11 protein-coding genes are annotated in these 10,675 nt (G+C 36.6%); 9 read left to right on the forward strand and 2 right to left on the reverse strand.

Going from position 1 to position 10,675, the window contains the following annotated elements:
* The first annotated feature begins 15 nt into the window (after positions 1–15).
* The gene (locus tag ABDZ84_RS12235) at positions 16–219 is read left to right on the forward strand and encodes a hypothetical protein (protein ID WP_121605263.1); all 204 of its coding nucleotides are present in this window, start codon (positions 16–18) and stop codon (positions 217–219) included.
* A gap of 255 nt (positions 220–474) precedes the next feature.
* On the opposite strand, the gene ABDZ84_RS12240 is transcribed toward ABDZ84_RS12235, so the two are convergent.
* On the reverse strand, positions 475–1,161 hold the full coding sequence (locus ABDZ84_RS12240) for a hypothetical protein (protein ID WP_034678957.1): 687 nt from the start codon (positions 1,159–1,161) through the stop codon (positions 475–477).
* A 113-nt stretch (positions 1,162–1,274) separates the two neighbouring features.
* Between ABDZ84_RS12240 and ABDZ84_RS12245 the strand changes: the two genes are divergently transcribed.
* From ABDZ84_RS12245 to ABDZ84_RS12275, 7 genes are all read left to right on the forward strand, one after another.
* Complete coding sequence (locus tag ABDZ84_RS12245; protein ID WP_026681155.1) at positions 1,275–2,027, forward strand: gluconate 2-dehydrogenase subunit 3 family protein; 753 nt, start codon at positions 1,275–1,277, stop codon at positions 2,025–2,027.
* Positions 2,028–2,050: 23 nt separating this feature from the next.
* Positions 2,051–3,769 carry a GMC family oxidoreductase gene (locus ABDZ84_RS12250; RefSeq protein ID WP_026681154.1) on the forward strand — a complete coding sequence of 573 codons (1,719 nt, stop codon included), beginning with the start codon at positions 2,051–2,053 and terminating at the stop codon, positions 3,767–3,769.
* A gap of 34 nt (positions 3,770–3,803) precedes the next feature.
* Positions 3,804–4,019, forward strand: coding sequence for a twin-arginine translocase TatA/TatE family subunit (gene tatA / locus ABDZ84_RS12255; protein WP_205388621.1), 216 nt, complete (start codon positions 3,804–3,806; stop codon positions 4,017–4,019).
* A gap of 509 nt (positions 4,020–4,528) precedes the next feature.
* Positions 4,529–4,678: a 50S ribosomal protein L33 gene (gene rpmG, locus ABDZ84_RS12260; protein WP_026681152.1), complete on the forward strand. Its 150-nt coding sequence runs from the start codon at positions 4,529–4,531 to the stop codon at positions 4,676–4,678.
* Positions 4,679–4,766: 88 nt separating this feature from the next.
* A complete protein-coding gene (locus ABDZ84_RS12265) occupies positions 4,767–5,351 on the forward strand; it encodes a 5-formyltetrahydrofolate cyclo-ligase (RefSeq protein WP_051388311.1) in 585 nt (194 codons plus the stop codon).
* 627 nt (positions 5,352–5,978) lie between these two features.
* Complete coding sequence (locus tag ABDZ84_RS12270; RefSeq protein ID WP_026681150.1) at positions 5,979–6,173, forward strand: hypothetical protein; 195 nt, start codon at positions 5,979–5,981, stop codon at positions 6,171–6,173.
* A 97-nt stretch (positions 6,174–6,270) separates the two neighbouring features.
* Positions 6,271–7,818: a rhomboid family intramembrane serine protease gene (locus tag ABDZ84_RS12275; protein ID WP_343781682.1), complete on the forward strand. Its 1,548-nt coding sequence runs from the start codon at positions 6,271–6,273 to the stop codon at positions 7,816–7,818.
* 186 nt (positions 7,819–8,004) lie between these two features.
* On the opposite strand, the gene ABDZ84_RS12280 is transcribed toward ABDZ84_RS12275, so the two are convergent.
* Positions 8,005–8,865: a hypothetical protein gene (locus ABDZ84_RS12280; protein WP_026681148.1), complete on the reverse strand. Its 861-nt coding sequence runs from the start codon at positions 8,863–8,865 to the stop codon at positions 8,005–8,007.
* 154 nt (positions 8,866–9,019) lie between these two features.
* On the opposite strand from ABDZ84_RS12280, the gene ABDZ84_RS12285 reads away from it, so the two are divergent.
* Positions 9,020–10,477 carry a spore germination protein gene (locus ABDZ84_RS12285; RefSeq protein WP_026681147.1) on the forward strand — a complete coding sequence of 486 codons (1,458 nt, stop codon included), beginning with the start codon at positions 9,020–9,022 and terminating at the stop codon, positions 10,475–10,477.
* Positions 10,478–10,675: the final 198 nt, after the last annotated feature.

Below are 10,675 nucleotides of genomic sequence, written 5' to 3' on the forward strand. Positions count from 1 at the left end.
TGAAAATCGTTATCCGTGAGTATAAAAGCAGCTGTGTTACTTCATGCTAGCGTTGTAGAGCCTGATAATAATAATAGCGAAGGCCGGCCACTTCAACTCCTGTGGGAAATGTTTGACCTGAAGATCCACTTTTTTGAGCGAGTTTTGCTAAAAAAGTTAGCTGAAGGACAAACCCCACGGAAAGGGAAGTGGGCAGCCGGAGTGGTGGTCAAGCAGTAGCTATTATTCCATAATAGCTACTAGAGGAAGCGTAAATCTGAGCATTTAGTGATAAGGACTGAGCGAATTTTGCTCAGTTTTTCTTACAGTAAAGCCTGCGGAAACAGCTCAATTCGAAAATCTTCGCTTCTAAGCGTATTGTGGTTAGCAGCATTCGTTGAGGCTGTGTCCGCAGTAAGAGTCCATATGGAAAGATGAACTTATTATTAGTTAATTTTAGATATACTACGTTTAATAATCCAGTCGATAGCTAGATTAGCTTGCCATATTAAATAGCTCTAGCAATTGATTCGATGCATCTGAGTAAGCTGAGTCCATAATGTTTTCTTTAATTCCTTCAATTAGCTCTACAGCTCCTGGTTGTGTAACGGTAAGAATTTTTACATCACCATTGAACATCTCATTCATCTTATTTTTGGCTTGCTGCAAGTTATCATTAGGATTCTTTTCATTATTATTTTCTACTTCTTCGGTTTCTCCTTTTGAGGATAAGCCTTCTGTACCACTTAAAAGGTCTTTTTGCATATCATCATATTGATGACTAGTCGTTTGTTCGTTATTTCTAGCTAGGATAACTGAATCATCAACAACAAATACCTTAATTCCAGTTATTCCTTCGCTCTTTAAAATAGATTCAAAAAATGAAGAAACACCACCTTCATGAATACCAGAGCTTCCGATCGAACTATATAAATTTTGCCCCATGCCGCTATAGGTAGTTCCTTTTTTATTCGTGGTCCGTGTTTTATCACTTGTCTCACTAGGTATTATATTTGGATTATTTAAGTTTTCCTGATTGGCATGATCGGATACGTTGGCCATATTCATGTCATTCGTATGTTCATCTTCCATCGCACTGTTATCGTTTGCAGTACAAGCAGTAAGTAATGCTGTGATTAGAACTGTGATCAGCAATATTGATAGTTTCCATTTTCTTAACATAAAAGCTTCCCTCCATAATAAATGATTTATAAGTATTATGTCCTGAAATTTTTTATGTATGAGTGGTTATTTTTGGTGACATAATAAGGTCAACTTATAAGGAGGTGAGTCTTTTGGCAGAAGATAATAATAAGGAAAAGATTGATCAAGAGAGTTTATCTCGTAGAAAGTTTCTTAGAAACTCAGGTTTTGCCGTCGGGGGTCTAGCTGTTGGTGGTGTATTAGGCAGTGTTATCCCATGGGGAACCGATGAAAAAGAGCCACAACAGGCTGCTAATGAAACAAAAAATTACAATCATGCGTTAATGAATTTTAATCAAGTAGAATTTCAAACTGTTGAAGCGGCAACAGAACGCATTTTTCCAGAAGATGAAAATGGCCCAGGAGCTCAAGCGTTAGGAGTGGCATTTTATATTGATCATCAATTGGCAGGCTCTTATGGCTTCAACGCAAGGGATTATATGAATCCTCCTTTCTTTCATGGTGAAAAAACCCAAGGTTATCAAGGTAGATTGAAAAGAAGAGAAATTTTCAAGATTGGTATTCGTGAAATGCAAAACTATAGTCATTCGAAATATAAAAAGGGCTTCACGGATTTAACTGCTGATGAACAGGATACGGTGCTAGCAGATTTTGCCGATGATAAGGTGAATATTACGACTGTTTCAGCAAGTGGGTTCTTCAATCTTCTAAGGAGTATGACGTTAGAAGGAGTGTATAGTGATCCTTTATATGGTGGAAATAAAGATATGCAAGGTTGGAAATTAAGAGATTATCCTGGCGATCAAATGAACTATACCCAGGTAATCGAGAGTGAAGAATTTCAGCAAATTGAACCTAGGAGTCTTCGAGACCATATGCAGTAATTAAAATGGTATGAGGTGATATGATGACTAAAAAACTACCAAAGACAGATGTAGTAATTGTTGGTGTCGGTTGGGGTGGAGGTATTATTGCTTCAGAACTGACAAAACAAGGATTGAAAGTGGTTGGGTTGGAGAAAGGACAGGAAAGAGAAACCGAAGACTATTATATGGCTCATGATGAATTGCGCTATGCAGTTCGTTATGAGTTGATGCAGGATCTTTCTAAAGAAACGATAACATTTAGAGGTAATGAGAAAATGCGAGCATTACCAATGCGTCAGTATGGCTCATTTTTATTCGGAGATGGTGTTGGTGGTGCTGGTGTTCATTGGAATGGACAAACTTTTCGATTTTTGCCGTATGACTTCGAAATACGAAGTAAAACAATTGAACGATATGGGAAAGGTAAGATACCAGCTGATATGACGATTCAGGATTGGGGAATTACCTATGATGAAATCGAGCCATACTATGACAAGTTTGAAAAAATGGCTGGTATTTCAGGAGAGGAAAATCCGTTAGGGGGTAAACGCTCGGATAAGTATCCTACCGGGCCAATGCTACATTCTCCGCAAATGAAAATGTTTAAAGAAGCAACAGAAAAGCTAAAATATCATCCGTATACGATCCCTTCTGCCAATTTATCAGAACCGTATAAAAATCCAGATGGTATAAGTAGAGCCGCTTGTCAGTATTGCGCATTTTGTGAACGCTTTGGTTGTGAATATGGAGCAAAAGCTGATCCGGTTGTTACGGTTATACCGGTAGCTAAAAATACGGGTAAATTTGACTTAAGAACCCATTCTTGGGTGAGAAGAGTTTTACATAAGGATGGGAAGGCAACTGGTGTACTATATACAGATTTAACTACCGGTGAAGAAATAGAACAACCAGCTGATATGGTAGTATTAACAAGCTACGTATTTAATAATGTAAAACTCTTACTGAATTCAAAAATTGGTCGCCCGTATGATCCTGCTAGTGGTAAAGGAGTTATCGGAAAAAATTATGCTTATCAGATCATTAAAGGTGCAGCAACAGGGTTTTTCGAAAACAAGAAATTTAATAATTTCGCTGGAGCAGGCGCCTTAGGAATGGTTATCGACGACTTTAATGGGGATAATTTCGACCATTCAAATGTGAATTTTTTACATGGTGGTTATTTGTCTCTAACACAGACTGGAAAAAGACCGATTCAGACCAATCCAATTCCTTCTGATTCAGCAACATGGGGTAAGGAATTTAAGCAAAACTCATTAAAATATATTAATAGGACGTTGTCCATTGGTGCCATGGGTGCCAGCTTACCATATAAACAGCATTATTTGGACTTAGATCCAATGTATAAAGATGCTTTTGGTGACCCCTTAATTCGCATGACTTATGGATTTAGAGACCAAGATAAAGAACTTGCTAAGTTTACCGCAACAAAAGCAAAGGAAATTCTGCAAGAGATGGGTGCTGATAAAATCGATGCGATGGATGAATTGGGACCCTATGATATTACTACCTATCAGTCAACGCATAATACCGGAGGTGCAATTATGGGAGCAGATCCGGAAACATCAGCGGTTAATAATTATTCGCAGATGTGGGATATGGAGAATCTGTTCGTTGTAGGAGCTTCCTCTTTTCCACATAATAGCGGTTATAATCCTACTGATACCGTTGGTGCGTTAGCATATCGTGCTGCAGAAGGAGTGGTTAAATACAGTAAGGATGGTGGACTTCTTACATCTTAATGGGTTGGTTTGATTAGGAAAGAAGGTGCTGTAATTGCTTACAAATATAGGTATACCAGGTTTGATTATTATTCTAATCATTACATTAATTATATTTGGTCCAAGAAAGTTACCTGAGATTGGATCGGCATTAGGAAAGACGTTATCGGAATTTAAAAAGACTACCAGTGACATTATGAGTGATGATGAACAAGCTGAAACCACAAGGCCAAAAGATGTGACAGCAGCAAAAATGAAGAGATCTGACTAAATTGCAAAACGCCCAATTAACAACTATCTTGCTTGCATTTGAAAAAGGATATGAAATTTTTCAATAAGAAAAGGTTGGCTATTCAGAGTAATGGACAACCTTTTTCTTGTTGTCTAGGAAATTAGTCCATGTGATTAAATATGGGAGTGTTGAGCTAGCATCCAGCTCCAGCCAGAAGTCAGGCGACTTCACGAATAGTCCTAATCTAAGCCATTATCGGCTCATAAGCTCACCGTGATTTCTATATCTCCGTTGACTCGCTCTAGGCAACGTTTCTAATCGGGGGCTTGCGCTCTTGTTTTATATATAATATCTCTTGTTATACTTCGTCTAGTTGTGGTTTATTATAGCTATTAGAATAGGCGAATTGATTTTCCAAAACTGATCAAATTCTTAAGGATTTCTAGCTTACTTCTTGATAGTTTCATCAACATCTGATATTATAAATAAGTCTGAAATGAATTAATCGCTCGTTTTGAAGCAATTAGGTAAAGTTTGGAGGGAAAATCATGCGCGTTAACATTACTTTAGCTTGTACTGAAACAGGAGATCGTAATTATATTACTACGAAAAACAAACGTACTAATCCTGAACGTATTGAGCTTATGAAATATTGTCCACGTCTTAAAAAACACACTCTACATCGTGAAACAAAATAAATGATTAAAAATAAAACCTTTATCAGCTGATAAGGGTTTTATTTTTAATCATTTGCTGTACTTATTAACTCAAACGGGGGTAATTGATTTGAATAAAGCTCACATTCGGTCAGCAAAGCTTCAGATGCTTAAAGAATTAAATCCAGTAAAGAAACGCGAAATTGAGAATAGCTTATATGCACGACTTATAGCTTCATCGCTCTGGAAAAACGCCAGGGTAATTGGACTAACGGTCTCGCAAGCGTTTGAATGGGATACGAGAAACATTATTGAAACAGCCTGGAGGCAGCAGAAACAAGTTTGTGTACCGAAGTGTTCTCCAGCTGATAAAACGTTAACATTTTATCAAATTAGTTCCTTTGATCAGTTAGAGGTTGTCTATTATGGATTGCTTGAACCTAAGCCAGATGAAACGAAACAAATAGATATAACTGCGATTGAATTGCTATTTGTACCAGGGCTTGTCTTTGATAGGAAAGGTTACCGAATTGGTTTTGGCGGAGGTTACTATGATCGATTTTTAATGAACTATTCCAATCATACGGTTGCACTGTTACATAGTAGTCAATTAGTAGACGCTATACCAAAGGAATCATTTGATATTCCGGTAGACCACTTAATTACAGAAGATACATGGATAAGCAGTTATGACAGAAGAAGGATCGATGAATGAGAGTAGATACATTTGTCAACAATTATTTCGTCCAATACATGAAAATGGACAGAGGCGAATAGAGAATTATACCGTACTTGTTGTTGGGCTAGGGGTGCTTGGTAGTAAACTTTGCAATCATTTGATAGGGTAGGTGCTATCTCACCTGCAGTAGAACAAGTAGCCGCTTTTTAGCTTATTGGTCTATGAAGTATGTTACTGGTAATCACAACTCATTACGAAAAATATCTGGGATAATCTACAACATGATGTGAAATTAGCTTTCAGATCAAATTGTCCAACCTGTCAAAAAAGATTATCCAGCTCTAAAATCAGAAGCGATTGTAAATGAAACGGTTCTCTGCGGTAGAAATATGATTCAAATTAGCTTCATGATTTCATACTGGAAGCTTTAGAAAAAAAGCTAGATCATTTTTTAGATAATGTTACAAGAACGCCTTTTTTTACGCGTAGCTATACAGGAGGATATTCTTTTCACTATTTTCCCAGATGCCCGTATTCTGATAAAAGGGAGTTGCAACAAGCGTCAGGAACATACGTGGTTTGAACAATATATAGTATCGTACATGCATAAAAATAATCAGGTAGATGAAAACTAGAAGTACCATGATAAAAAGAGGTGTATTTATGCGTATTCTGTTTTTATTTGCCGGAATGATAACTGCGGCGAGCTTGCTTTATAAATGGCGCTATCGGATTATGAATACATTATTGGCTATTGGATTTTTAAGAAAAGTTGTGGTAAGTTTATCCATGAACGTGCCAGCAGTTCGTTCGAAAATTATACCGACAATGTTCCAGAAAAATACATCAAATTCTTAATCGGTGAAGAAGTTGTGAATTTTGCAGCTTCTTTTATCATGATAAAAGAAAAATGATGAGGGATTTGGTATGATGGAAGTCTAAGGGGAGGTCGAGGATGTACATAGATAACCAATATAATATATATCAAATCGCTTATCATTACGTAAAGACTTATCAATATGACGTGCTATTTGTAAGTGATCAGGAAGATGAAATATGGCTAGAGAAAAAAGAAGGGAAAAAATCTACAGTCATTCGCTTCCTAGGTCGTGGGTTTGATTGGAAGAACTATTTAAAAAAGGATATTGCAGTTGTTTTTCAAAAAGTTAAAGCAATGAAACGATTGTTGCGAGGTAAAGTTATTCAAATTTATAATGTTTACATATCCGAGCACGAGCCTGTCGATGATTGGGAAATGCTAAAGAAGCCAATGCAGCTAAATGAGAAGCACCCTATTTCCATGAATGTTTATTATTTGTCAGATGAACAGTTTGTGGAAGAGAAAATACGTTTGGAAAAAGATACAGATATAACAATAAATACCGCTGATTCTCAAGAACCTATAGATAAGGAAAGTCAGCTACACAATTATAAAAAGTATTTAAAGAAAAATGTTTTGGATCAAAAAGAGCAAACTCAGGCGGTATTCTCCTTTGGTAAGCCGCTATTTACCTATCTTATTCTTGCAATTTGCATTGGGATGTTTGTATTAGTAGAACTGAACGGTGGAAGTAGTTCCATGCAGCCGTTAATTGATTTTGGTGCAAAGTACAATCCTGCTATCATAGAACAAGGAGAATGGTGGCGCATCATTAGCTCTATGTTTCTTCATATTGGGTTCCTTCATTTACTCATGAATATGCTTGCTGTTTATTATTTAGGAACTTTAGTTGAACGTATATATGGCTCATTTCGATTTTTATGTATCTACTTTCTTGCCGGTATTGGTGGTGGGATAGCGAGTTTTTCCTTTTCTCCAAGTATTGCGGCTGGTGCCTCAGGTGCATTGTTTGGATTGTTCGGAGCATTATTATTCTTTGGATTACATAATCGGAAAATTTTCTTTCAAACAATGGGAACGAATGTTTTAGTTTTAATCGGAATTAATATCGTATTTGGTCTCTTCGTACCGCAAATTGATAATGGGGCGCATTTGGGAGGTTTAGTAGCTGGATTTATTGCATCTGGAATAGTCCATTTACCAAAGCGTAAAGAAACGTTTAAACAAATGATAGCAATTGTGCTATATTGCATTATTGCATATGGTCTTATTCAATTCGGTTATTACAATAATATGAATAATCAAGTGTATCATGTAATGCAAATAGAAGAATTGCTAAAACAAGAAAAGTACGAGGCTATCATTTCCCAAGCTAATCAGGCCTTAGAAAGTGAAGGGAATCTAGAAGCTGCCATCCTGTTTCATAGGTCTTATGCGTATATTGAATTAAATCAAGATCAAAAAGCGATTGAAGATTTAGAGCGAAGTATAGAAATTGATCATAGTTTTCCGGAGGCATATTATAATTTAGCAATTTTATATAAGAATAACGGGAAAGTAGAAAAAGCTAAATCAGCTATTGAAAGCGCGTATCAATTAAACCCTGACAATGATGATTTTATAAGGTTATATGAACAACTTACTGGTAAATCAGCTAACTAATAGTGTATGGGTGCTTTCGAGTAGAGGATTCCTTTTTTCAAGAGGGGCATTAACGAGTATCTAAAACTACATAAAGCCTACTCTCACCTCGTTTCTTACATTAGATAATAGGACCTTTGTGAAACTTCAATTCGTGGGGGGAAAACAAAACCCCCACGAATTGAAGTTTCACTTTATTTTCATATTTTATTGAAAAGAATAGTTTTGTATCAGTTTTTCTTTTTTTCCGTTGATTTCATATAGTACAAGTAGATGCTTTTGTTCTTTATCAAATAAAATAATTGGTATATAGCTATTCAGCTCTTCATTGGTGGTATTTACTACGGGTATAACATAATTTTTATACAGTCCCTCCCAAAGTTGTCCAATAATTTTATTCGTTTGCGCTTGTGTCAATGATGGTAATGGCTTTGTGTTGTAATGGACTAAATCCGTAAGCGGTACGCTAAGATAGTTATCTGGATCAATATGGAAATAATGAAATAATTGATGCCAATGATAAAGAAGCTGTTGCTTCGTTGTTCGATCAAGTAAATCTTTCCATTCTTTTTCATAATTGTTATGAGGCTTTTTAAATGAATCAAGTGCTGTTGTCGGTGAATCTATGACATATAAGTAATCGCTAGACATGCGATGAATGCTTTTTATATCATTACTTGAGCGATGTATCTCACCATGATGAAATGAGATAGATTGAAATAAACTGCTATCTTCATGAAATAGTTTTTCCCGTAACTGAATGGTATCTGTATCCTGCGTCCATTTTGTCTTTGCCCCCTTTAATCTTCCGTTATCATATAGCAATGATACATCTTGTCGTAAATAGATCGGCATATTTGTGATAGAATCAGACTCCCATGTAATTTCATAATTATCCTTGCCTTTTTCCGAGAATAGTTGGAGCTGTGTCTCCGATTTAGAGAAGGTTGTATTATTATCAATTGGAAAGTATGTAATGGCAGGAGTAGAGTTCAGTCTGATTAGATATACAACTGCTATTACACATGCTGCTGTGATAATCATAATAACTAAATGCCATTTGTTCATATGCTTCCCGCCTTTAAACTGCTTGTCTTAGTCCAATATATGAGTATAAGTTTTAATATATGATGGAATTGATGAACTCTTTAACTGGTTTATGCATAGTTATCCTTCCAGTGCTCAAACTATTAGTAATCTAACATGTTGGATAGGTGAGTTTATGGAGAAAGAAAAACAGCCATTATTTAAAGAGTTTAAAAAAAATCGAGCGTATTTAAACGAACGATTAGCGGTTGATAAAAGTTTTGATATGATTCAACGAGATTTAGAATATGTTGGCGTTGAAATGTCACTATTTTTAATTGATGGATTTGCTAAAGACGACATTTTACTATACATCATGAAGTTATTTGCTAAGTTAAGTCCTGAAGATTTGCAACCTGATACGCTTACAAAATTAATAAAAACGTATATCCCCTATGTGGAAGTTGACGAGGTACTTGATTTAAACGAAGCTGCGGATTTGGTTTTAGGTGGGCCAGCGGCGCTAATTGTTGAAGGAATCAATAAAGTAATCATGATTGACGCTAGAACCTATCCAGCACGCTCCCCGCAAGAACCAGATTTGGAGCGAGTTGTAAGAGGATCTAGAGATGGGTATGTTGAAACGATTGTCTTTAACACTGCTCTGACTCGTAGAAGAGTTCGTGATAGATCGCTACGGATGGAATATTTACAATTAGGAAGAAGATCAAAAACAGATATTTGTATTTGTTATCTGGAGGATATTGCTGATAATCGTCGTGTAGAAAATCTAAAGAAAAAGCTAATGAAGATTGATACGGATGGCTTGCCTATGGCTGAAAAGACGATTGAAGAATATATTAGTGGAAGGCATTGGAATCCATATCCTACGATTCGTTATACAGAGCGACCAGATACAGCAGCAGCACATCTATATGAAGGTCATGTCATGGTCATTATAGATGGATCGCCAAGTGTAATGATTACTCCCGCTACGTATTGGCATCATCTACAGCATGCAGAAGAATATAGACAAAAACCTTTAGTGGGCGCATATTTACGATTAGTTCGTTTTATTGCGGTCATAGCATCGATATTCATCTTACCATTATATTATTTGTTTGCGAAGAACTCTGAATTTCTACCAGAGACTCTCCAATATATTGGCCCTGATGAGATAGGCGTTGTACCATTATTAGTACAATTTCTGATAGCTGAGATCGGGATTGATATTTTAAGGATGGCAGCAATCCATACTCCATCCTCCTTAGCAACGGCACTTGGCTTAGTAGCTGCTATTATGATCGGAGAGGTTTCTGTAGAGGTTGGTTGGTTTTCGCACGAAGTCGTACTATATCTAGCTGTAGCTGCGATTGGAACATATGCCACTCCAAGCTATGAATTAAGCTTAGCTAATCGGTTGGTACGCATATTCCTGCTACTATCTTCTGCTTTATTAGGAGGTATTGGATATATTTTAGGAGTTACGTTATGGCTATTATATCTAACAAGGATGAAGGCTTTCCATGTGGCTTATTTTTGGCCATTTATCCCTTTCTCTTACCGTCCATTTCGTGATATATTTCTACGATCACCCATTCCGCTTAAAAATAGGCGACCTGCTTTTTTACACCCCAAAGATCCAGATCGTTAAACGTCTGGATCTTTTTTTATAAGTTAAGAAAGTATAAAATCAGTGCAATGACTGCGTTAAGCCAAGTAGTTATTTTGAAATGTTTGATGTATATTGGGCAATGCTCCGACTAATTACTTCGCTTTCCACGGGCACGGCCTCAACTAACTTTGCAAAGAAGAACACGTTGCAAAGTGGATTTTCGGCTCGCGCTAATCC

Origin of the sequence: Virgibacillus salarius, from assembly GCF_039521925.1 — a bacterium.
Classification (GTDB): Bacteria; Bacillota; Bacilli; order Bacillales; family Amphibacillaceae; genus Virgibacillus; species Virgibacillus salarius.

What these genes read in the sequence shown, in the direction of transcription:
- ABDZ84_RS12240 (WP_034678957.1), bottom strand. Translation starts at nt 1,161, where the DNA reads ATGTTAAGAAAATGGAAACTATCAATATTGCTGATCACAGTTCTAATC.
- ABDZ84_RS12250 (WP_026681154.1), top strand. Translation starts at nt 2,051, where the DNA reads ATGACTAAAAAACTACCAAAGACAGATGTAGTAATTGTTGGTGTCGGT.
- rpmG (WP_026681152.1), top strand. Translation starts at nt 4,529, where the DNA reads ATGCGCGTTAACATTACTTTAGCTTGTACTGAAACAGGAGATCGTAAT.
- ABDZ84_RS12270 (WP_026681150.1), top strand. Translation starts at nt 5,979, where the DNA reads ATGCGTATTCTGTTTTTATTTGCCGGAATGATAACTGCGGCGAGCTTG.
- ABDZ84_RS12275 (WP_343781682.1), top strand. Translation starts at nt 6,271, where the DNA reads ATGTACATAGATAACCAATATAATATATATCAAATCGCTTATCATTAC.
- ABDZ84_RS12280 (WP_026681148.1), bottom strand. Translation starts at nt 8,865, where the DNA reads ATGAACAAATGGCATTTAGTTATTATGATTATCACAGCAGCATGTGTA.
- ABDZ84_RS12285 (WP_026681147.1), top strand. Translation starts at nt 9,020, where the DNA reads ATGGAGAAAGAAAAACAGCCATTATTTAAAGAGTTTAAAAAAAATCGA.